The sequence below is a fragment of the Campylobacteraceae bacterium genome (assembly GCA_013215945.1).
Lineage (GTDB): Bacteria > Campylobacterota > Campylobacteria > Campylobacterales > Arcobacteraceae > NORP36.
The window spans coordinates 34665-57823 of record JABSOM010000013.1; the positions used below are offsets into that span (position 1 = coordinate 34665).

Below are 23159 nucleotides of genomic sequence, written 5' to 3' on the forward strand. Positions count from 1 at the left end.
AAAAATGTGAAGCGTGAAACTTTGGGGATTACTCTAAAAAAGGCAAAGCCCACCAATTGGGGTTATGTCCAAAATGGACATCGTTAACTTAAACAGTTTTATGGGTAGTACTATTTAATGTAGTTACTTTTTACCCTTCTAAGAGTATTAGCCTATATGTATAATACCATCTTAAGGTACTACTAGAAGTCTTCGTCATATTCATATGAAGTATCTACAATAGAATCATCATCTAAATAAAATTCAAATTCATTTTCACTATATTCAATCTCCTCTATGTCAAACTCATCATTATCAATAGTTAAAGCTATATCACATGAAATGCTTGCATCAAATTCTACTACAGATGTGCAAAGACTTGAATAGTCTTTATTGTCCTCCCTATCATATATTATGGAATCAGGGTCAGCATAAGTAGCACTTAGAGTAAAGCTTATTAGCAAGTCTGCATGTAGTCGAATTTCATATCCAGATGCATACTCTTCATAGCTTGTAATATTCAGATTTTTAAGAACTACATTACTTATAACCTCCTCAGTAACTTCTACATCATGGATAGAATCGTAACTAAATAATACAAATCTATCATTGTTCTTTATGTAAGTAATGATTTCTTCTTTTATTTTATTTTTGGAAACTTCAAATAAACGTGTAAGTGGTAAATCTGGATTTTCAATTAGGTAACTTGTTATTTCACTAATTTGTGCAAAGTTTTTCACTTCACTATCTGCATGATACTCACTAAAGCTTTTATCTTTGGAAACTGTTAATATAGTTTTTGAAGGATTTTTATTGCTATATTTGTCTATTGTTAATAAGATAATTGCATCGGGGAACTCATCTTTTTTTTGCTCTGTGAATGGAGCTTTTTTTAAAAAGTATAGGCTCGTTAATTCCTTAATTTCGTAATCCGATTCTATTATTTCAACATCATTCGTGTTTATGAAAGTATAAAAATCTTCTGTCAGTTTTGTAATAAGAGTTTCAATAAAGCCATGTTTTCCTCTTGATATATCCAAAGAGGCAAAAGCAATGTCAAAGACTGCTTTCTTTATCCCCTTTAATGGGTCTTCTATATTTGCTCTTATCCTCTTTTGTACTTCATTTTCTACAACATCTGTAATTTTTAATTCAATCTCATCTTCTTCACAACGTTTTAAGAAATCCTGCATGTGTTTTGAGTTATATGAAAATTTTGCATTCTCAAAGATATTTGTATCTAAAAATATTACTGTAGCCATTGAAGTATTATCCTTGAAGTTAATCATTATTTTATCTATTATATAAGTTATATTCTATATCTTAAATTAAACAAACATCATAAGATGAGTCAATATACGTTTTAACGATAACTTTGTCTTCTCAGCTATTTAAATACGTTTGTGTATTAGTTTTATACTTAACTCTGTTTATATGGGAGTGTCCAATTTTAGGCTGTCCTTAAAACTAAAGGGTGAATTGATTTAGTTCTCCCTAAAAGTTGGGGGATCTTTTTGTTTCTCTTTTAAGGAAATAAAAACTATAACTTACACGATACAAGTTTCATGTAGTGTACATGCTTTCCCGATTTGAAATCAGTAAACTCTTTTTTAAAATACAAGTAAGTGAAAAGTAGGACTAAACTATTGTTGTTGTATTATTCTTTATTAACAATTTAAAGGATGATTTTGAAGAGTACAATAATGACTATACTCGTTTCTGCGACTGCTGTTTTAGGTACACTACTTGGAGTTCGGGAAACAAATCTCGCTAACTACAAGTTAGAAGAGCTAAAGATAAATAAAGAAACAATACTACAATCATACAACTATAAAAGATTAAAACTTGAAGAAATTTATCTAAGTTTCAATTTATTTGATAAACTTATCACAGAGTACATAGATGCGAAGATTGCTATTTTAAATAAAAAAGATGTTACCACACCAATTATGGAAGACTCTCTTATTAAGGAAATATCTAAATTAGAGATGTACGTGGCTTTGTATTTTCCCAAACTTGAAGACCGGTTCATTACATTTAGTAATAAGGTAACAACAAAACTTGATAATTTAGAGGATACTAAAATGAGTGACACAGAACTTATAGAAAAGTACAAAAAATTTAAAAAAACATACAGAGAAGTAGCAAAAAAGTTCAACGACTCTATTAAAATAGAATTCAAAATAACAACCATTCTACCTTTTAAACTTCAATAGATTACAAACTCTGGGCAACTATTTAAACATTTACTCTTAGGAAGTTTGAGTGTTTGCCCTTGTATTAATTTTATACTTTTCCATTCGATTACTATCCAATTGCTTTAATACAAAACCGTTTGCTTATTTTGGGTTATTGCTTTTTATGAATGTCGAGTTTTGCTAAGTTTTAAATACTAAGTTTTACTAAGTTCTTAAGTGAGGTTTTGTGAGGTTTTTAATTACAAGTTTTGACAAGTTTTCAATGTCAACATTTGTCAACATAAATGCTAGGTTTTATAAGGTTTTCATTTACTCAAAAGTAATCATTTGTCAGCATACAGATAACAATTAAATACGATACTAAAGGTTAAGTTTTGTTAAGTTCTTATGTCAACATAAATGTTAGGTTTTATTAGAGTGAATTTGTTTTAAACCTTCGCAATACTTAACAGTTATTTCTAATGTATTTGAAGTGTTTTACCCTTACCGAAACATTACCGCTTATTAATAGTTCAGATGCCTTTATAGTTATATCTTTCATATTAACAGCAAAGTATGCATTACTGGTATTACTATTCTTTGCATACTCTTGATTAAGGGTAATGCTATTTTAAAGTGATTTAATTATAATGTCTAAAATTAAAAGGTGTTCAATGACTAGCCCTATTTTGCAATTTTCACTATTATTATTTTTTCTTTTTGCGTTACATATTTATTTTTTAGTAGCTAAACTATCCAACAGAAATGAAGAATCAAAACTTAATACTTATGATTACATCATAATAATTAGTGCTACCTCTATTGCAATTACATTAGGTGCTATTTTAAGCATTGATTTACTTAGCAATTATTTAGAAGATAATAACCCCTTAAACTTGATTAAAGAAGGAAAGGATTTCGCAGCTATCCTTGTTGGATTAGCAACTGTATTAGCATTAATTTATCAAACTAGAGAAAATCAAAGAACAACTCAAAAACAAATTGATGTAGCACAAGAATCACTAGATAGACAACTTAAACATGCGACTAAAATAAGTGAAATTGAAACATTGAAAAATACTATAAGTTCTCTATCTAATGAGGCAAAAAAATTATTTGATAGCGTTCATCCTATACCAAGAGAATGTCTAGAAATAATGACAATGAATGACTATAATTCTAACTATCAAATTAATTCTTATCAGCATAATTATGAAAAGAAATATTCAACAGTAACTTATAATAATGGCCGCTCCGATACTTATCAGTGGCGAAATAATATTCTATACTTAAAAATTATAAATGATAAGCATGAAAAAAAATTCAAAGAATATATTGATATTTATCTTGAGATTGAATGCGTTCATCTTGCAGTTCAATTTAACAAGCTTATTCTCACATGTGCTGAACTAGCAAATATAGATGATAGATCATTTCAAAATATCAAGTTTTTCTTAGCACCTTTTATAAACGCTATTAATGAGTTAAATAAAGCAGAGTATATAGAGAATCAAGTCTATAATTTATTTAGCCAACTAATTTCTATACATAAAGGATACATAAATATAAATGATAGCTTAAAAAAAGTTTTTATAAAGGAATTATCAAAAAAATATAATATAGTAATTACAGAAAAAACATTAATTAATATTGAATTTAAAGTTCAAACTATCGATGGAATTGATATTCCAATCTTTGCAGTAAATATTGAAGGAACAGTATATTTTAGAATGAACAGTGAATGGACTACTAAAAAGATTTAAAGTATTACATTTTAAAGCTAATTAATTCATTCTTTTTTGTAAAAAACTAGGAGAGTCATTCTAGTTTTTTGATCTACTGTTCTTTTAAAACTACTTAAAATAGCGCTGATGATAAGTATATTCACTTCTAAATTCTCTTATTTATCTTGCAAGTAAAACTGGGCCTTGTTTAAATTTATTAGCTTCTACTTCAAAATATTTATAAAAATTCACACTCTTTGGCTTAAATAAAACTTCTTTTGTAAATATAAATACTGGTTTATTTATATTTTTTGTTTCAATATATTTTATAGTTTCTAGTATCTCTATATCATCTTTATTTTTTAAGCAAGAGAGCATATAAAAATCACATTTAATACTTCTTCCAATATCCAACAAATCATCAATCTGCCTTTTAGAGAAAGTACTTGTAGACTTACATTCTGCAAATCCAATTCTATTTCCTATTTTAATAATTAAATCTAAATCAGTATGAGCTTTTTTATTCCCTTGTTTAAATATTTCCTGATTCGATAAAAAATCTAATGTAAAAAAAGTGTTTTCAGTAAAAAAATTCAATAAAAAAAGAGTTGATAATTGTCCCTGGTGATAAGCATTTATCAATAATTGATTAATTCTGTACTTATCATTCCCATCTTTATTAACCGGAATTTGAACCTCATTATTACAAGTGTCACAGTAATTTACTCTATTTATATTTTCAAAAGGCAACCAAATATAGGAAGAACAATGACTACAGTTAAAACTTTTGCCTCTTAATAAAAACTTTTTATTATAAAGTGTTTGAATTATATTCTCATCTTTAATTTCTGATTTGATATTTGAATATTCTGAAATTATTGGTTTAAACTGAATATTACTCATATTTAACTCATTCCCAATAGTTTCATTTGCTTTGTCGTGATCTAAGCTAGCATTTAAACTAGTTATCATTTTTTTTGTCTGAACGGTAGGTGTCATTATTTCTATTAACTTAAAGACTCTTTCATCGCAAAGCTGATTCACTTCATAAAGCCCACCAATTGAATTAATCAGTTGTTCTAGAATAAATGTTTTTTTAGTTGATTTTAATTTTAAATTTTTATAATCAAATAAAAATTCTACAACTTCTTTAAATATTGGTAGTTTAATCTGTACATATAAATCTTGCATCTCAAATGGATTAAAATCTAAATAGTATTTTGAGAGTTTCTTATTATTTAAATGAGTAAATCTTTCAGGGAACGAAGAATTCTCCTTTCCTACTTTAAATAGTTCTCCAATTTTTGAATGAGTTGGATAGAAAAAATTTTTTAATCCACTAATCTCAATAATACAAGCACCTCCTATTCCAAAGGTTGAAAATGATTTTTCAATTGGATGTGAAATTGAGAAATCGCCTCTGTTCTGAATATTTAAAGTTTGTGTATGTTCATATAAATTCCAACTTGTTGCAGTGCTATAAAAATACAATTTATCTAGTACTAGAATTTTATTTTTTAAACTGCAATTTTTTATCTTATTTTCAAGATTTTCATTTGTAACAATAAATATCATCTCATCAGTTAAAACTGAATTCATATCTTTAATAGATTCTTCTGGAAACCAAAAAAACTCCTTACTAGGATTTGAAGCTCTCATATTCCAAAAATATATGATTCCTTCCAAATCATTTAGAGAAGATACAAATATATAAATATCTTTTTTAAAATGTTCAGGATGAGAATAGTCTATTTCATAAATGCTACTTCCGTATCCAGTAGAAAAAGGATTGACTATATTATGGATTCTTGAATAGTGGGATTCTTTATCAAAAATATTTTCTTTTATTGTTTGTATTGTTTCACAAGAAATAAATTTTATATTTTCGAATACACTATTTGATGATAATTTTTTTGGTTCTTCATTCAAAAGTCCAAAATTAATGCTGCTCATTGCAGATATATAATTACCTCTCTCATATTTGTTCGAATACAAGATTTTATCTTTCGTAGTATCGTTATATTTACTAAATGCACTTGGTAAATTTGATATGGAATAAAAGTATGTTACAAATCTTTCAATTTTAGTTGTGTCATCATTTGGAGTAATAGACTCTATTAAAAAATTATCTTCTATAATTTTATTTTCTAATACCGATAGATTTAATACAATGTCGATATTGTGCCTTTTTACAAACTCTTTATTTATGTCAGAGAAAATATTCTCATCATTTATAAGAAATATATTAAATATAAACTCAATATCAGTAGATATTTTACTTATTACTTTTTCAAAAGTACCTATATCATGTGAATCAATAATAAATAGTTTTCGTATTGGTCTTACTTTTGTAGTAATAGTTTTTGTCATTTTGACTAGATCCTATGATTTATTTAAAAATTATGTTTTAAAATACGTATCGAAAATAAAATACATTTATATTAATAATTAAATACTATCAAAAACACTCTAAAGACATACAGTAGTTTTACTCTCCTTTAAACCAAATTGTCTTAGTTAACATTCTCAACTCTTATGACCAGGTGTTTTCTTTTTCTTTGATGTTTCAATCTTTATAGTTACATCATTGAATCTTTTATCTTTAGACAATATCTCTCTTATCTTTTTCTCTACGTCTTCTTTGGTCATTCTTTAATCCTTGCTATGTCTATTATCTCTTTAAATTCACTTAATGGTAAGGCTAAGTATTTAATATTGGGGATTGATATTTTTGCTTCTATTCTCCAAAGAGGTAATGATAAATTATTCTTTAGTGCTTTATTGTATATGATTATCTTTTCAATCATGGTGTAGTTTGTTTGATTGATATAGTGTGTATCTGTAATTATTCCATTAGTAGGAACAATGTATTGATTTAGATTAAAGTATTGCTCTAAGGCTCTTATATTTGGTTTAGAAGTTAAATCAACACATAGGTCTATATTTGTAATATCTTTTACTATCTTAAGCAGCTTAGTTATAGTTTTTCTTGGTGGTGGCTCTTTATGATATTGTTTCATTCCAAAGATTACTAAAGTAGCTTGATTATATTTTGGTGGAGTAGATGAGTTAAAGAAGTAAATGTTTTGTTCTTCTAATTTATAGACACTTGTTATTTGAGAATCTGATAATCTTCTTTTTAGCTTATTAAGAATGTTTGAATTCTTTTGTAATTTCTTCCAATTTCCTGAGTTTTTTATCTTGTTTATTTTGTAACGTTTATTAAAAGTAATTCTTATAGAATCTATATTAAATTCTTCATTAGTATTATGGTTAAAGTCTTTTAATAGTTCTTCTATTTCTTCTAAAATATTCATGTATTTAATCCTAAGAAAAGAGGGTACATTAAGAAGGTCATTTCTTAAAGCCTTTTAACCATAGCAACTAAAGCCCTATGTGCTAGTGGCTTTAGTTGCTTTTGTGTCTTATATTTCATTTAAAAGTGAGACCGCCTGATAGTTCATAGGGGTGGGTGTTTTTTTCCACCTTAAAGCTATGTTTTTGCTTATAATTTCACTACTCATTTACACTCTTTTTTTATTATGTGTTTTAAAATCTTTTGCTTCAGTATTTCTACTTTTTCTCTTGTAATATCACTATCAATTAATCTATATTCTTCACATCTTAGTCCTGGTATTTTATAATTCAAAATACTATCAAAACCTATTTCATTTCTAATCTCAGGAATGGGATTTGTTATCTTGCTAAACCCATAATTGTTAAGTAATTGAGAAACGGATTCTTTTCGTATTAATCCATCCAACATATTGACCGTTCTCATGTTATTTATCATGCTCCAATTTGTTTGTGCATTTGGTAGTTTTTTTCTAAATCTTTGAATTTTATTACCTTCATCTACACTCATAATTTATCCTTTTACCTAATTTTAGGCATTAGTTTATTAACTCCATTTAAGGAAGAACCTATTTATCGTGGATCATAAAATTTGAGTTTTGTTTTGATTATATGAGTTTGAAGTGTGTTATAATTGAAGTCTGAAAACGATTATAACTACCTCATCAAAGCTCATAAATAATCTTATGTAACTCTTTGAGGTTTGTTTTATATTACCTTATTCATAAGTACCCTCCTTAATAAAGTCTTTTTCTATTTCATCTATATTAAAAACAGTAATATTTCCACCCATCTTATATGCTTTAATCTTTCCTTGCTTATTGAATCTCCATATTGAAGAAACACCACAACTTAAATATTCTGCTAGTTCTTTAGCTCTATAATATTTCTTTGTTTGAATATTAGTACTTTCATTGTAAGACATTTCATAAATCCTTGTGTTAATTTATAATTGCAATTATTGGTATGCGCTTAAGCTTGTTGATATTATATGAGAATATAAAAATAAAATAAGGGTAAGAATTTCGTTCCCTTACTCTATTTCTATATTATGGTATGAGCTTAAACGTATTGAGATTATATGAGAAGGTAACGATAGAGTCAATGATATATTAAAATTCAATAAAGCTATATTAACTTTCTCTTTATCCTTCTTTACATATAAATAACATGTTATTTAGATTCAATTAGATTAAGGACGATATATTTTGCATAATAAAATAGTCTTTTGATAGGTCATAATATTGTGTGTTTAAGCTTTATTTAATATGTAGTTTTTTCTATCTGTTCTTTTTGTAGCATCGCTATAATTGTATTCAATCTTTATCTTATTGATTGAAATAGAAGAATATTTTAAATCAGGGTTTTGTTTTAGTTTTTGTATATCCATAAATGCAGTTTTTCTTTCTTCTATATCGTTATACAACTTTTTACTGTCAAAACTTTTTGTTTTTTCATCATAATATTTATCAACATCATTGAAAATTAAATCACTAATTTCTTTCCCAATATTATGATTAAGAATAGATAACACGTTACCAATAGATGGTAAATGATAAGCAGTTTGTTTATCAAAATACATCGTAAGTTTAGAGTTAATATATTTCCCTCTTCTGTATTTGCTTAATTGTTCAATTAAAAGTTTAACTCTTTTTGCTAATAGTAAGTTTCCTCTATTGGGGTTTATTTTATTTAAATCCTTGAATGTTTGATGGGAAAATTCTAACTTCTTTTCAAAATGGTCAATTCTTTGTGAATTATTTTTAATTTCAGTAATTGAATTTATAAGCAATGAAGCACTAAGAGAATAATCAACGATTATCTTTTCTATTTCTTTTGGAATTGAGTAGTACTTTGCAACATCACTTATTTCAATTAACAAATTATCTTTATTTAATAACTTGCTCATTAATATATTTCACTTTTCAAACTTATAATATAATCACTCCAATAATTCATTAAAGGCTTTAGCTGCTCTATGTAATTAGCCTTATGATTATATGCTCTTGCTACTTCATTTTTTTCATGATGATCTAAAGCTCTTTCTTTTACTTCAAAGCTAAACTTGTTATCTGTATCTAGAGTATCTATCATAGAGCGAAACGTACCTCTAAATCCATGAAGTCTAATTTTTCTACCTCTTGATTCATCGTTAAAGCCCAAGCGTTCTAATACCCTATTTGGACTTTCTTTATTTATTGCTTTGTCGTTATCTCTACCTAAAAAAACGAACTCTTTTAAATGGGTGTATTTTGTTTGTATTGTTTCTTGTTCTTTGAGTATTACTATAACTTCATCTGTCAAAGGCAAAACAAAATCATCTAAGTTTATATTCTTTAGTTTCATTTCTTTACGTGGGATTGTTAGGGTTTTATTGTTAAAGTCTATATAGTTCCATTTTAATTGACATAGATTTTCAGCTCTTAAAGGTAGATGTAAAACAAGCTTTAAAGCATTTCTTAAACTGTATCCACCTTTATAGTTATATATTAAGGAGATTAATTCACTTAGTATTTTTTCGTCACTAATCTTAGGCATATTCTTAACAGGTCTTGCTTTGATAATATCGGACTTTCTAATATCTGCTAATAAATTTCTATCACAATATCTTTTAAGTACTGCGTATCTAAATAAGTTATCCATATTATTAAAAAGTCTTGATGCAATCTCAGGAGCAGATATTTTCTTTAAGTCGATAATTTTAATAATATCATCTATGTTTACATCTTTAATGTGTTTTGTTCTTAAGAAGGGAAATACATCATTTTCAAATACCCTAACTTTTCCCTTATGTGTATTAGCTTGTGTATGTTCACTTTCTTTTTCTAACCATTCATACATTACAGATTTAAACATACCTTTTGTATCTGATACTGTCTCTTGTTTTTTGGTCTTATGATAATCTATTGGGTCCATATCTTCTGCAATTAGATTTAAGTATTCGTTTCTTTTATCTCTTGCATTTTTAAGCGTAACTTTGGGATAACTTTCAAAAGTTGTTATTCTTCTTTTTTTAGTTGTTTTATTTGTATATCTAAATTCCCATATTTTATTAGCGTTCTTTTTCACACATAGTCTTAATCCACCACCATCATTTAAATAGTAGTCTTTATCTTGTGCTTTTGCTTTCTTGATAGTAATGTCTTGTAAGAGGTCAATATTAGCCATTTTTATATTCCTTAGAATCTTTGGGTGGTAATATGGGTATAAAATAAATTTATTATACATTCTGGGTGGTTAGCCCAACACTTGACATAAGGTAATCTCTGTATTTATTTGGGTGGTGTTTATATTAAAACATTTATAAAAGTAGTGTACCATCCGATTTACCATCCATTTTGGGTGGTATTGTAATACATTGATTGATATTGTATGAGAGTAGTATATCATAAAGGATTGCTTATCTAGGGTTTTATGGGATGATTTGGTATTGATTGGGAGGTAACTTTGGAGGAGCCACCCAGAGTCGAACTGGGGATCAAGGATTTGCAATCCAATGCATTAGCCACTTTGCTATGGCTCCGAAAGTTTTTTTTAAAAATGGAGGAGAACAAGGGATTCGAACCCTCGGAGGTGTGACCCTCGCCGGTTTTCAAAACCGGTACATTCGACCAACTCTGTCAATTCTCCAACCGTATAACTGTAGGAAGTAGTTAAAAGTATTTTAAATCATATCGTCTATGATTTTTGTTTTCTAAAATGAAATATACATTTCATTTCTCAATAATGTTCCTACATTATTGGACTAAATTTAAAAACATCATAATATGATATTTTTTAATTTATGGTGCGAACGGTCGGAATTGAACCGACACTCTGAAACCAGAATTGGATTTTAAGTCCAACGCGTCTACCAATTCCGCCACGCTCGCATATAAATAGGTGCTTAAATTGGATGGGAATTATAATGGATAAATGCTATTTTGTCAAGGTTTTTTTATTGATATTATTAAATTCTTTTTATTATAAATAATGGGTCTTATTATCATATAATAAAGCCCTATTTTTACACTCTTTTTTATTTTTACAAGGGCATAAAAGTGTTTAATAAAAAATGAACGCAGATATAAGTATAATCACTACAATAAAAGTATATAAAAGGAAATTTAGTGAGAAGTGATGAAATAAAAAAAGGTGTCAACAGAGCACCACATAGGTCCCTATTAAGAGCAACAGGTTTAAAAGATGATGACTTTGATAAACCCTTTATTGGAGTTGCAAACTCATTTATTGAATTAATTCCAGGTCATTATTTTTTAGACAAAGTATCTATTATTATCAAAGATGAAATAAGAAAGAACGGTTGTGTACCTTTTGAGTTTAATACTATTGGAGTTGATGATGGTATTGCAATGGGACATGATGGAATGTTATTTTCTCTTCCTTCAAGAGAAATAATAGCCAATTCAATTGAAACAGTAATGCATGCACATAAATTAGATGCAATGATTTGTATTCCAAATTGCGATAAAATTGTACCAGGTATGATTATGGGGGCATTAAGAGTAAATGTTCCTACTATTTTTGTATCAGGTGGCCCTATGTCAAAAGGTCATACAAAAGATGGTACTCCTATTGATTTAGCGACTGCATTTGAAGCGGTTGGAAAACATGAAGCAGGTGAAATGACGGATGAAGAACTACTTGACATTGAGTGTAATGCATGTCCAAGTGGAGGTTCTTGTTCTGGTATGTTTACTGCTAATTCTATGAATACATTAATGGAAGCTATGGGAATAGCACTTCCTGGAAATGGAACAATTTTAGCTTTAACGCCTGAGAGAGAAGTATTATATAGAAAAGCGGCAAGAAGAATTTGTGAAATTGCTTTAAATGAAAGCGATAGAAAAAAATTCGTATTAAGAAATATCTTAAATGAAAATGCAGTAAGAAATGCTTTTGCTGTTGATATGGCTATGGGTGGATCTTCAAATACTGTACTTCACATGTTAGCAATTGCAAGAGAAGCAGAAGTTGATTTCAAATTAAAAGATATTAATACTATTTCAAAAAGAGTTTCTCATATTGCTAAAATTTCTCCTTCTTTATCTACTGTTCATATGGAAGATATAGATGATGCTGGTGGAGTAAGTGCTGTTATGAAAGAAATGTCAAAACGTGGAGATGATATCTTATTAGATAACTTAACTATCACAGGTGAGACTATTCTAGAAAAAATCAAAGATGCGTATATCAAAGATACAAGTATTATTCATACTATTGATAATGCTTACTCACCCGTTGGTGGATTAGCTATTTTATATGGTAACTTAGCGCTTGAAGGAGCTGTTATTAAAACAGCTGGAATTACAGGTTCAAGGGTAATTACAGGAAAAGCGGTTTGTTTTGATGGTCAGGCTAAAGCAATTTCTGGAATTGTAAGCGGAAAAGTAAAAGCTGGAGATGTAGTTGTTATTCGTTATGAGGGTCCAAAAGGAGGACCTGGGATGCAAGAAATGTTATCTCCTACTTCTTTGATTATGGGAATGGGTTTAGGTGACAGCGTAGCACTTATTACTGATGGTAGATTCTCAGGGGCAACTAGAGGTGCTTCAATTGGACATGTTAGTCCTGAAGCAGCTGAGGGTGGAATGATTGGTTTATTAGAAGATGGAGATGAAATTCATATTGATGTTGATAAATATATCTTAGAAGTTCGTATCAGTGATGAAGAAATAGCTAAAAGAAAAGCGAAATTCGTACCTATTAAGAAAAAACTTAAATCAAGATGGTTGGGTCAATATCGATCATTAGTAACCAATGCTAGCACAGGTGCTATGTTAAAAACAGATTTATATTAAAATATTAGAGTTTGTAAGATAAAACTTACAAACTCTAAGACACTCACAAAGCCTATTCTTAGGTATCTAATCACAACATTAACTCTTTGTTAACCTTTTATTAGTTATTAGTTTACACAGACAGTATAAACTTTCACTATACAATTTACAAAGGTACACAATGAAAAATCTAACTACTACAAAATTATTACTCATTGGCTCACTTTTTGCCACTAATATTTTTGCACAAAGTTTTAGTTTCGATTTAGCAACTAAAAATCCGCAAAGAATTGCACCCAATACTTCTAATCAAATTTTATCATTCAATAACAGCATAAAAGATTCTTTAGACTCAGTAGTCAATATCTCTGCTAAAAGAACTGTCTCTACTCAAGCAGGTCAATTACCACTACAAATGTTCAAAGATCCTTTATTTAAAAAATTCTTTGGAGAACAATTTGGAAATCAATTTCCCAAAAACAGAGTTCAGAGATCACTTGGTTCTGGAGTTATAATCTCAAAAGATGGATATATTGTTACCAATTATCATGTTATTCAAAATGCAGATGAAATTACAGTATCTTTATCAAACAGCCAAAAAGAATACAATGCAAAACTCATTGGAAAAGATGAAGGTTCTGATTTAGCTGTTATTAAAATTGAAGAAAAAAACCTTACTCCTATTAAATTCGGGTATTCAGATGATTTAAGAATTGGTGATATTATTTTCGCCATTGGAAATCCATTTGGAATTGGGGAGACTGTAACCCAAGGTATTATTTCTGCTTTAAATAAAAATAAAGTAGGTATAAATAAATATGAAAACTTTATTCAAACCGATGCTTCCATTAACCCAGGAAACTCAGGGGGCGCTCTTGTAGATTCAAGAGGTGCTCTAATTGGATTAAATTCTGCGATTATTTCAAAATCGGGTGGAAATAATGGTATTGGTTTTGCTATTCCTGTTAATATGCTAAAAGATGTGGTTCAAAAACTAATTAGCGATGGAAAAGTAACCAGAGGATATTTAGGGGTAGTAATTGATGATTTAAGTCTTAGTTTAGCAAAAGTTTATAGCCATAAAAAAGGTGCTTTAGTTTTAGATGTAGCGCCTGATACACCTGCTTCTAAATATGGAATAAAACGTGGCGATTTAATTTATGCTATTAACAATAAAAGCATTAAAGACATGAAAGCATTACAACATACTATTGCACAATTTAAGCCAAATTCAAAAATAAAACTTCAAATTGAGAGAAACAATAAAAACATTGAATTATCCATTATTTTAGGAAATCAAAATGTTATTGAAAGCATAAGTTCAAATAAGACTGTATTAGGGGGATTAAAACTCTCTTCAATAAATGATAATACTATTAAACAATACAGACTTAGTAAAACAGTAAAAGGCGCTTTAATTAAAAGTGTTGAACCAAAATCACGTGCAGAAAAAGTTGGATTTTTAGCAGGAGATGTTATAATCCAAATAGAAGATATTGAAGTTACTTCAATTAAAAATATAAAAACAGCCCTAAATAAATACAAAAAAAGACATAAAAGAGTTTATATTAACAGATATGGTCAAACACTTTTACTGGTTATAAAATAAAGGATTTATTATTACTAAAATATTAATGATAGAAGATGATTTAGAACTTGCGCAAATTATTACAGATTATTTGGCTTCTTTTGATATGGAAGTCACCAATATAGATTCTCCTTATCAGGGTTTATCGACCCTTAAAGTTCATAAAGATTATGAGCTTTTAATTTTGGATTTGACCTTGCCTGAAATTGATGGCCTTGAACTTATTCCAAAAATTAGAGAAATTTCGAATATCCCTATTATTATCTCTTCTGCAAGAGATGATATTTTAGACAAAGTAATGGGATTAGAGCGAGGCGCGGATGATTATTTACCAAAACCGTATAATCCAAGAGAGTTAAGTGCAAGAATCAAGTCAATTTTAAAACGTAGCCAAGGTCATTCAAATCAAGAGAAAAAAGAAAAAAAGATTTTTGATTTACGTATTGATGATTTACAAATATATTTTAAAGAAAAACTTCTAAATCTTACTTTGGCTGAATTTGATATTTTAAGACTTTTAATTCAAAGAAACAATGGCGTAGTATCAAGAGAAGATTTCATTTATGATTCTATTCATATTGAAGATGAAAGTTCATTAAAAAACATTGATGTGATGATTTCACGAATACGAAATAAAATCGCAGCAGTTGATGAATCTGAAACCTTTATAAAATCAGTTAGAGGAATTGGTTATCAGTTAATAATATGAGAAATATATCTATATCTACATTTATTAACTTTATTTTCTTTATTGCTTTTATAGCTATTAGTGCAGGATCTTTGCTTTTTGTTTCATTAGACAAAGAATCCTTTGAAATTGATAGACAAAAACGGCATGAAATAATTGCCAATAACTTTTTATCTATTTTCCAAAAATTCCCTACTTATGAACAACTTAACTCTTTATATTCAAAGTTTAATACCAAACCCGTAATCAACAGAGAAATAAAACTTCACATTATTAACAATGCCGAAGAATTAGAACTGCATAGAACCTATTTAGGAATATATAGAGTCTTAGAGTATGAAGAAAAAATATTTATTTATGTACAACAATACGGTTATAATATTATGCTGCAAGACTTAAAAGCAAAAACCTATAATTATCTCAAGGTTTTTATTGCTTTTTTAGCAGCTGTTTTTATTATCTTCTTTTTATTTTTTATTTTAAAGAAAAAACTCATGCCTTTAAAAAAACTCAATGATCAAATTAATGAGTTTTCAAAAGGGAATCTTAGCATTGATACCTCTTCTAAAAATGGTGATGAAATTGGAGAAATTGCGAATAACTTTAACAATTCAAGAATCTATATCTCAAAACTTTTAAGCTCAAAAAACTTATTTATGAGAAATATGATGCATGAATTAAAAACCCCCATAACAAAAGCTATGTTTGCTATTGAAGTTTTAGAAGAATCAAAAAGCAAACAAATTTTAAACCGTGCATTTTTACGAATGAATGAGATTATTAAAGAATTGGCAACGGTTGAAAAACTCACTTCCAAAGTACAAACGCTAGATATTCAAAATACATGTTTTTTAAAAATATACGATACTTCTTTAAAAATTTTAATGCTTGAAAACAATAGTATTGATTCTAAAATAAAAGATTTTAAATTTGATGTAGATATTAATTTACTCTCCATCGCATTAAAAAATCTTTTAGACAATGCCATTAAATTTTCCAGTGAAAAAAGGGCTGTTTTACTTGCAAATAAAGACATTATTGAAGTTTGTTCAAAAGGAAGTAAACTAAAACATGAGCTTGATTATTACACCGAAGCTTTTTCTCAAGAAGAAAAAAGAAGTGACGGTTTTGGTTTGGGTTTGTATATTGTAAAAACCATTTGTGATTTACATGGTTTTAGCTTTGTTTATAAGTATGAAAAAGGAAACAATATTTTTTGTATTGTTTTAAAAAAATCCATAAAAAAAAGAAAAAAGAAAACGCTTTTACTTAAGGTGTAACTTTTTTCATCACTTCAAACCAATTTCTTTTGAATTTACTTTTTATGTATTTTTCTTTATGTGGTACTCCACACCCTGCACAGTTTTGATGAATATAGGTATCTCCAAAAAACTGTGCTCCGTCTTTTGAATCAATATTACAGTATGAAAATAATGTTTTATCATCTTGTAATCTAAAACCTTCATCATTAAACCTAAAGTTGGGACAGGCGCAAAAATAACAATTCAAATCTTCTAAATCATGACACTTTTTATTGTCTTTGTATAAAGGACAAAAATCCACTTCATTTTTAACCATATTCTCAAAGACAAAATATTTAATAACCTCATCAGGGCTTAAATGAGTCAAACGCTCCATTATTTTTGCATGTTTTTTTCCGTGGGCATCAAACCACTTTTTGTAAGACATAAATTACTCCTAGAAATAGTATTATACAAAAATCCAGTTTGTATTTAATTGAAAGCGCTTTTAACACATCTTGCGTAGTGATATCTTTTTTGCCATCCCCGAAATAAGCTTTTTCTTTTATTTTTCCAAAATAAGAGGTAGGTCCACCTAAACTTACATTTATACTTAAAGCCATTGCTGCTATTGGATGTCCTGCATTAACACTCTCATGTTGAGCCCCATAAAAAGAAAAGCTGTTAAAAGCTTTGTAGGATTTAAACAAAATACAAATAAGGAAAGCCGTAAGTCTAGCAGGGATATAATTTAACAAATCATCCATTCGTGCGGAGCTTCTTCCATAATTTAAATACCGTTCACTTTTATAGCCAACCATTGAATCTAAGGTATTTACTGCTTTATACACAAAAGCCCCAGCAAGGCCAAAAAAGAACATATAAAAAAGAGGAGCAATTACTCCATCACTTAAGTTTTCAGCATAAGTCTCAATAGCTGCTTTATTAACATCGCTCTCATTCATAGAAGAAGTATCTCGTGAAACCAACATAGCGATTAAGTCTGTTTTATTTTCTTTTTGCGTAATTTCTTTTACTTTGTCATATAACATCTTATGCGATATTGCAAAAGAACATAAAAAGGCTTCTAGAATAAAAGAGTCCAAAAACATTATGCTTTTTGATATTGCATATACTGTGAGCATTAAAGAGAATAACAATAATGTACCTCTTAGTACTGAATCTTGGTAAAATTTCTTTTCAAACCATGAGATATAAGATCCTATCATTACAATAGGATGTTTTATAAACTTGACATGCTCATACTCTGAAAATAACATATCAAAAATATAAGCAATAATAACTACTTCGTAATACACTTTTTTATAAACTCCACATCTAAATTATTTTTCATCTCATTAACAAAAGTATTAATTGTTTTTGTTTTATAAGCACTAAAAGAAAAACCCTTATACGCCCTATTGATTTTTTGTAAGTATTGTGTTCTAAATTCATCACTGTCTAAAATACCATGAACAAAAGTACCTTGTAATAATTTGTTCTCATAATACAAGGGATAAGAAGATGATCTTCCATGGTGAATCTCAAAACCCTTCATTTTTATTCCAAACAAGGTATATTCGCCTTTTTTTAGAATTTTTTCTTTTTCAAAAATAACTTCATCATCAATTTCATTAAAACCATCCATGCTTATACTTGTTTCGTTCTCTAAACAATAAGGGTCATGCAGTTTTTTAAACATCATTTCATAACCCCCACAAATACATAGAATATTTTTTTTATAGTCTTGTATTTGTTCGTATAAACCTACTTGTTTTAACCAAAGTAAATCTTTCATCACTAACTTAGAACCAGGAAGGATTATAAGATCAAACTTTTCCAAAGAGATATTAGAGCTTACAAATTCTACAAAAACCTCTTCATCCGCTATTAAAGGCTCTATATCATTGTAATTACTCATATGAGGATAAGATATCACTGCTACATCTAATTTTTTCTTATTTTTGTGCTGAACAAAGTTTTGTAAAGAAGCAGAATCTTCAAAACCCAAATTAAAAGGCAGATAAGGAAGTACACCTAAAACTGGTATTTTAAAATCTTCTTCTATTATTCTTATGCCTTCATCAAATAATGTTCTATCCCCTCTAAACTTATTAACAATAACACCTATAATGTTATTTCTTAACTTTAAAGGAAGAAGATTATATACCCCATATATAGAAGCAAACACTCCTCCTTTTTCTATATCTGCTACTAAAATGATTTTGGTATTGTATTTTGTAGCGATAAAAATATTGGATAAGTCTTTATCCATTAAATTAAGCTCCACAGGAGAGCCTGCACCTTCTGCTACTACACAATCATACTCTTGGTCTAAATATTCATAACAAGAGCTCACAGAGGGTTTTAAACCATCAATATCTCTATAATATTCTCTTACATCTTTATTTTGTACTACTTTGCCTTCAACTATTAAAGAAGCACTGGAGCCCCGTCCCGATTTTAATAAAACAGGATTTAAATGATAAGAGGTTTTTACACCTAATACCTCAGCTTGAAAATACTGAGCAATAGCTATTTCAGAACCATCATCACAGACCTTAGAATTATTAGAAACATTCTGGGCTTTAAAAGGCACAACAGAATATCCCATATCTTGTATGAGTTTTGCTATTACAAAAGTAAGAGTAGATTTACCAGCATCACTAGATGTTCCAAAGATAGAGATATTATGAATCATTGTTTATGCTTTCTAATGCCAGTTTTAATACCTGTAAGTTATCACTTGATTTAACAGCAATACGAACAAAACTATTATCTAAGAATTCAAAATTAGAACAATCTCTTATCATTATCTTGTATTTAGATAAGTGCTCTTGTAATACAGAAGCGTTAATATCTTTTAATTTTACTAATACAAAATTTGCTGCACTTATAAATACTTCTTCTATATACGTGCTTTCATTTAATATTTGTTCTAAATAAGCTTTGTTTTTAGCGGTGATACTTCTGCTTAATTTTGGAAAGTGTGTGTCTTTTAGAGCTTCTTGTAAATACATACTATCAAAATGAGATATTTTCCATAAAGGTTCTTTTGCTTTTAGGGTTTTTATATTCTCTTTTGTACTTAGTATACTTCCTATACGAATAGAAGCAGACGAATAAAATTTTGTCATGGATTTTAAAATATATAATTTATCATAAGAATTTAAATAACTTTTACACGATGTGGCAGATGTAAAATCTAAAAAACTCTCATCAATTAAAATTGTAGCATTTTTTGAAATCCAATACTTCATTAAAACATCAATATCATAATACTTTCCATCAGGAGTAGAAGGGTTTACAAATATTACAAAGGTATTTTCTTCTATGTTTTCTTTGATATTATTAAGTCTGTTCACATAGTCCAAAGTATAAGAAAAATTTTTAGCCGCTTTTTTATATTCTAAATAAGCAGGGGCATAAATCGTACAATGTTTTAAACCCAAGGCTCTAAATAAAGAAAAAATAGCGCTGCTTCCGCCATTATATACTTCTATTTGATTTTCACTTATTTCATACTTTTTAGCCAACGCTTTGTATAAATCATCATAAGAGGGATATGCACTTATATCTAAAGCATTAAAATCAAGACTAATCTCTGGTTTAAGAAAATTAATATTAGAAGAGAGATCAATTACTTCACTTATTTCGCATTTGTTTTTAAGGGCAAAAGATTTTACATCTCCCCCATGTTCATACATTTTCATAATAAAATAAATCCTAGGTTTAATATAATTAGCTCATTTACTTCAAGCGTAAAACCAATACAATCGCCATTTAAAAAAGAAAAGCGTTTTTTTAAAACATTTAAGACTAAAAAAAAGACAATAAGGGAAAGAACAAATAAAAACAAAGAACTGCTATCTATAAAAAACATCAACAAAACATACAATAAAGAAAACAAAAGAAGTTTAAAACTTGCATGCTCTTTAAGACTAAGTGCCATAAAGCTATTTTTATGAAAAGTAAAATTACCCAAGGCAAAAATTACATTCAAGCGTGAAAAAATCAAAGCAAAAAACAATAAGGCAAAATGTTCTTCATATAAGATATAAGCAATGATAGCTAGTTTTAACAAAATAAAAACAAAACAAAAAATCCCACCAATAGCGCCAATATGAGGTTCTTTCATGATTTCATAAACATCTTTATTCGAGTATTTCGCAAACCAAGCATCTACTACATCACATATAGCTTCTAAATGTAAAAATCCATATAAAAACAGATATATAATAGCTGCAACAAGAGCTGCATACAAAGAATGGAAATATTCTTGCAAAGCAAGATAAATAAGTATTGTTAAAGAAGCCAAAATAGCCCCAATTAAGGGAAAAAACAAAAGCATGTATTTATAAGTAGAAGAAACAATATTTATTTCTTTTTTAGAAGGTAAAACAGTAAAAAAAGACAGGGCTAAAAAAAAGCCATCTAAAATTATTTTCATTTTATCTTTTTCTCAATGCCGTATTTTACTTCTATAACTTCATCACAGTTTTTTGCCAAAAATTGTCCTATTATTCCTGATAAATCAACAAAATCCCTTGATTGTTTATCAAGGGGAATTACTCCAGAACCTACATCGTTTAAAATAAATACGATATTACAAGGAAGTAAAAAGAGTTTTTTTAGCTCTTTTATTAAATAGTCTTCTTTTTTGTCCATATTATTAAAAATCCACATCGTCATACAATCAATTAAATACGTATTGCCTTCTTTTATAACGGCATTTAAATCATATGCCTCTTCCAGTGTAAGGAAATCATTTTCTCTTTCTTTGATGTGTTTATAAATACGCTCATGCATAGCTTCATCATTGTAAGAGTTATCATAGGTTGCAAGATAATAAGGTTTAGTTCTACTTAAACTAAGTGCTTTTATAGAAGCTAAATTACTCTTTCCTGATTTTTGGCCTCCGTAATAAAAACTTTTCATCTTAAGCCATAAAACTTTTAATTCCAGAAAATACAAATTGGGCAGAAATTGCAGCTAAAAATAAGCCTGTAATTTTAGAAATAATAAGTAAACCTTGTTTTCCTACAAGTTTTTCAAAAATATTTGACATATATAACATCAATCCAATAGATACAACGGCACAAATTAATGCGCTTGCCCCTGTAAATAATTCTGTCGCATTTTCATACTCAGCACCCATAACAAGTAAAATACCAATAGTACCTGGTCCAATAGTAACTGGTATTGCTAAAGGCACTACTGCCAAATCAGATACTTTTGTATTCTCAACTTTTATACCATCTTTTGAACCATGTATTAACTCAACCGCCGTTAAAAACAATAAAGCCCCTGCACCTATTCTAAAAGCATCCAAAGTAACTCCAAAAACAGCAAAAATATTCTTTCCAAAAAACATAAAAACCAAAGACATTACAATAACAGATAAAGTAACTTTTATCGCCAATAAACGCTTTTCAGCAGTACTTGCATCTTTTGTTACGGTTATAAATACGGTTAATACAAAAAAGGGTGCCATCATAAAATATATTTTTAAAAAAGACGATATAAATAAATCCATCTTACTCTCCTACAAAATGTTGTATTTTTTCTAACAATTCTTCTTCTTTTATATTATTAATAGCAGCATAACATAAAGCTGCTCCTGCACCAACACCCTCTTTTGCTTCACCTTCATCGTATTTTTTTAAAACCTTTGAAGAAGAGTTTTGAAAATCAAAGGTGGAAGCATAAGCATTAATATTGAAATCCAAGAGTTTTAAAATTCCAATAAAATCAGAATTTTCATCTTTCTCTAACCACTTAGTTGTGCAAATTGCTAAATTACTTGCATCAAATGCTACATTCATTTCTTTTACTATTGAATTAACCAGTAATAAAACAGCGGCCATTTGAGTGCCCCCAGCTAAAATTAGTTTTTTATTTGTTGAACTCTGTCCTAAAACAAATCCTGCATTAAAAATCAACATATTATCTGCACTTTGTGCCGCTTTCTCAAAAATATCCACTTTCTTTTCACATAAAACTAAGGCTTCTTTTATAAGAGTATCTTTAATTTTATTGGGTGCATTTTTAAAAGATGAAGAAAATTTGTTCTCAACTTCATATCCTAAAGCCAAACACAAAGCATTAGCAGTAGTAGTTCCTGCAGGAACGCTTTCAGCTAAAATAGTGTACTCCCCAGGACTTTTATGTGTTTTTCCAAATTCTAAGCCTTTTTGGAAAATATCAAAAGCATTAATAGTAGTTTTTGTATTAATCGCATGAGAAAATGAAATATCAAAATTATGAATAGGGAAATGTTCTAGTTTTGGAAGTTTTTTTACCCCTAAGTCTAAAAACTCTAAAGATGCAAAAGCTTTGAGTGTATGTACTGCTCTTGTAATAATGGCAGGCGTAGGAATACCACTAGGAGTTACTGCGATATTTTCTAAAGAACGCACTTCTTGCACACATAAAAATTCAAAATCCAATACAGGGGTTAAATGCAGTAAACCTTTTAAGCCCGCTTGCGAGATACCTTCTATATCAGAGCTTTGTGTATAACTTGCACTTAAATAAAACGAGGCCGTTTTGCCTCTCAAACTTTCTAAAAAATCGCTTTTGCCTAAAAGAGTTTTATATGTCACGATACTTCCTTATTTTCTAATTA

At 28.5% G+C, this 23159-nt stretch carries 21 protein-coding genes and 3 tRNA genes; 6 read left to right on the forward strand and 18 right to left on the reverse strand.

Translation table 11 applies throughout. The features are described from left to right. Nucleotides 1–182: 182 nt before the first annotated feature. The gene (locus HRT41_12885; protein NQY24920.1) at nucleotides 183–1241 is read right to left on the reverse strand and encodes a DUF4935 domain-containing protein; all 1059 of its coding nucleotides are present in this window, start codon (nucleotides 1239–1241) and stop codon (nucleotides 183–185) included. Nucleotides 1242–1667: 426 nt separating this feature from the next. Between HRT41_12885 and HRT41_12890 the strand changes: the two genes are divergently transcribed. After that, on the forward strand, nucleotides 1668–2195 hold the full coding sequence (locus HRT41_12890) for a hypothetical protein (protein ID NQY24921.1): 528 nt from the start codon (nucleotides 1668–1670) through the stop codon (nucleotides 2193–2195). A 635-nt stretch (nucleotides 2196–2830) separates the two neighbouring features. Beyond that, nucleotides 2831–3919: a hypothetical protein gene (locus tag HRT41_12895; protein NQY24922.1), complete on the forward strand. Its 1089-nt coding sequence runs from the start codon at nucleotides 2831–2833 to the stop codon at nucleotides 3917–3919. 141 nt (nucleotides 3920–4060) lie between these two features. Here HRT41_12895 and HRT41_12900 read toward each other — a convergent pair whose 3' ends face one another. From HRT41_12900 to HRT41_12940, 9 genes are all read right to left on the reverse strand, one after another. Beyond that, nucleotides 4061–6250 carry a hypothetical protein gene (locus HRT41_12900; protein NQY24923.1) on the reverse strand — a complete coding sequence of 730 codons (2190 nt, stop codon included), beginning with the start codon at nucleotides 6248–6250 and terminating at the stop codon, nucleotides 4061–4063. Nucleotides 6251–6525: 275 nt separating this feature from the next. Further along, the gene (locus HRT41_12905; protein NQY24924.1) at nucleotides 6526–7197 is read right to left on the reverse strand and encodes a hypothetical protein; all 672 of its coding nucleotides are present in this window, start codon (nucleotides 7195–7197) and stop codon (nucleotides 6526–6528) included. Nucleotides 7198–7400: 203 nt separating this feature from the next. Next, a complete protein-coding gene (locus HRT41_12910) occupies nucleotides 7401–7745 on the reverse strand; it encodes a hypothetical protein (GenBank protein NQY24925.1) in 345 nt (114 codons plus the stop codon). A gap of 207 nt (nucleotides 7746–7952) precedes the next feature. Then, nucleotides 7953–8159: a helix-turn-helix domain-containing protein gene (locus HRT41_12915; protein NQY24926.1), complete on the reverse strand. Its 207-nt coding sequence runs from the start codon at nucleotides 8157–8159 to the stop codon at nucleotides 7953–7955. A 327-nt stretch (nucleotides 8160–8486) separates the two neighbouring features. Then, nucleotides 8487–9143 (reverse strand): hypothetical protein, encoded by a 657-nt coding sequence (locus HRT41_12920; GenBank protein NQY24927.1) that lies wholly within the window; start codon nucleotides 9141–9143, stop codon nucleotides 8487–8489. After that, the gene (locus tag HRT41_12925; GenBank protein NQY24928.1) at nucleotides 9143–10402 is read right to left on the reverse strand and encodes a tyrosine-type recombinase/integrase; all 1260 of its coding nucleotides are present in this window, start codon (nucleotides 10400–10402) and stop codon (nucleotides 9143–9145) included. The genes HRT41_12920 and HRT41_12925 overlap by 1 nt, the downstream gene beginning before the upstream one ends. Nucleotides 10403–10682: 280 nt before the next feature. Next, a tRNA-Cys gene (locus tag HRT41_12930) sits at nucleotides 10683–10757 on the reverse strand. Between the two features lie 18 nt (nucleotides 10758–10775). After that, a tRNA-Ser gene (locus tag HRT41_12935) sits at nucleotides 10776–10864 on the reverse strand. A gap of 155 nt (nucleotides 10865–11019) precedes the next feature. Further along, nucleotides 11020–11106 (reverse strand) — tRNA-Leu (locus tag HRT41_12940). Nucleotides 11107–11343: 237 nt separating this feature from the next. Here HRT41_12940 and ilvD point away from each other — a divergent pair. From ilvD to HRT41_12960, 4 genes are all read left to right on the forward strand, one after another. Beyond that, nucleotides 11344–13035 carry a dihydroxy-acid dehydratase gene (ilvD, locus tag HRT41_12945; GenBank protein ID NQY24929.1) on the forward strand — a complete coding sequence of 564 codons (1692 nt, stop codon included), beginning with the start codon at nucleotides 11344–11346 and terminating at the stop codon, nucleotides 13033–13035. A 160-nt stretch (nucleotides 13036–13195) separates the two neighbouring features. Beyond that, nucleotides 13196–14623 carry a Do family serine endopeptidase gene (locus HRT41_12950; protein NQY24930.1) on the forward strand — a complete coding sequence of 476 codons (1428 nt, stop codon included), beginning with the start codon at nucleotides 13196–13198 and terminating at the stop codon, nucleotides 14621–14623. A gap of 10 nt (nucleotides 14624–14633) precedes the next feature. Continuing rightward, a complete protein-coding gene (locus HRT41_12955; protein ID NQY24931.1) occupies nucleotides 14634–15311 on the forward strand; it encodes a response regulator transcription factor in 678 nt (225 codons plus the stop codon). Next, complete coding sequence (locus HRT41_12960) at nucleotides 15308–16570, forward strand: HAMP domain-containing histidine kinase (GenBank protein NQY24932.1); 1263 nt, start codon at nucleotides 15308–15310, stop codon at nucleotides 16568–16570. The genes HRT41_12955 and HRT41_12960 overlap by 4 nt, the downstream gene beginning before the upstream one ends. Here the strand turns inward: HRT41_12960 and HRT41_12965 are convergent. From HRT41_12965 to HRT41_13000, 8 genes are read right to left on the reverse strand one after another with little or no spacing between them, the layout of a single operon-like run. Further along, nucleotides 16560–16979, reverse strand: coding sequence for a hypothetical protein (locus tag HRT41_12965; GenBank protein ID NQY24933.1), 420 nt, complete (start codon nucleotides 16977–16979; stop codon nucleotides 16560–16562). The two genes, HRT41_12960 and HRT41_12965, sit on opposite strands and share 11 nt — an antisense overlap. Beyond that, nucleotides 16957–17850 (reverse strand): cobalamin biosynthesis protein CobD, encoded by an 894-nt coding sequence (cobD, locus tag HRT41_12970; protein ID NQY24934.1) that lies wholly within the window; start codon nucleotides 17848–17850, stop codon nucleotides 16957–16959. The genes HRT41_12965 and cobD overlap by 23 nt, the downstream gene beginning before the upstream one ends. Then, nucleotides 17835–19229, reverse strand: coding sequence for a cobyric acid synthase (locus HRT41_12975; GenBank protein NQY24935.1), 1395 nt, complete (start codon nucleotides 19227–19229; stop codon nucleotides 17835–17837). Before HRT41_12975 ends, cobD begins: the two co-directional genes overlap by 16 nt. Next, the gene (locus HRT41_12980; GenBank protein NQY24936.1) at nucleotides 19222–20244 is read right to left on the reverse strand and encodes an aminotransferase class I/II-fold pyridoxal phosphate-dependent enzyme; all 1023 of its coding nucleotides are present in this window, start codon (nucleotides 20242–20244) and stop codon (nucleotides 19222–19224) included. Before HRT41_12980 ends, HRT41_12975 begins: the two co-directional genes overlap by 8 nt. Beyond that, complete coding sequence (locus HRT41_12985; GenBank protein ID NQY24937.1) at nucleotides 20241–20981, reverse strand: adenosylcobinamide-GDP ribazoletransferase; 741 nt, start codon at nucleotides 20979–20981, stop codon at nucleotides 20241–20243. The genes HRT41_12980 and HRT41_12985 overlap by 4 nt, the downstream gene beginning before the upstream one ends. Next, a complete protein-coding gene (locus HRT41_12990; GenBank protein NQY24938.1) occupies nucleotides 20978–21469 on the reverse strand; it encodes a bifunctional adenosylcobinamide kinase/adenosylcobinamide-phosphate guanylyltransferase in 492 nt (163 codons plus the stop codon). Before HRT41_12990 ends, HRT41_12985 begins: the two co-directional genes overlap by 4 nt. Before the next feature lies 1 nt (nucleotide 21470). Beyond that, nucleotides 21471–22067 (reverse strand): MarC family protein, encoded by a 597-nt coding sequence (locus HRT41_12995; protein ID NQY24939.1) that lies wholly within the window; start codon nucleotides 22065–22067, stop codon nucleotides 21471–21473. Nucleotide 22068: 1 nt separating this feature from the next. Beyond that, complete coding sequence (locus HRT41_13000) at nucleotides 22069–23136, reverse strand: TIGR00303 family protein (protein ID NQY24940.1); 1068 nt, start codon at nucleotides 23134–23136, stop codon at nucleotides 22069–22071. Between the last annotated feature and the right edge of the window lie 23 nt (nucleotides 23137–23159).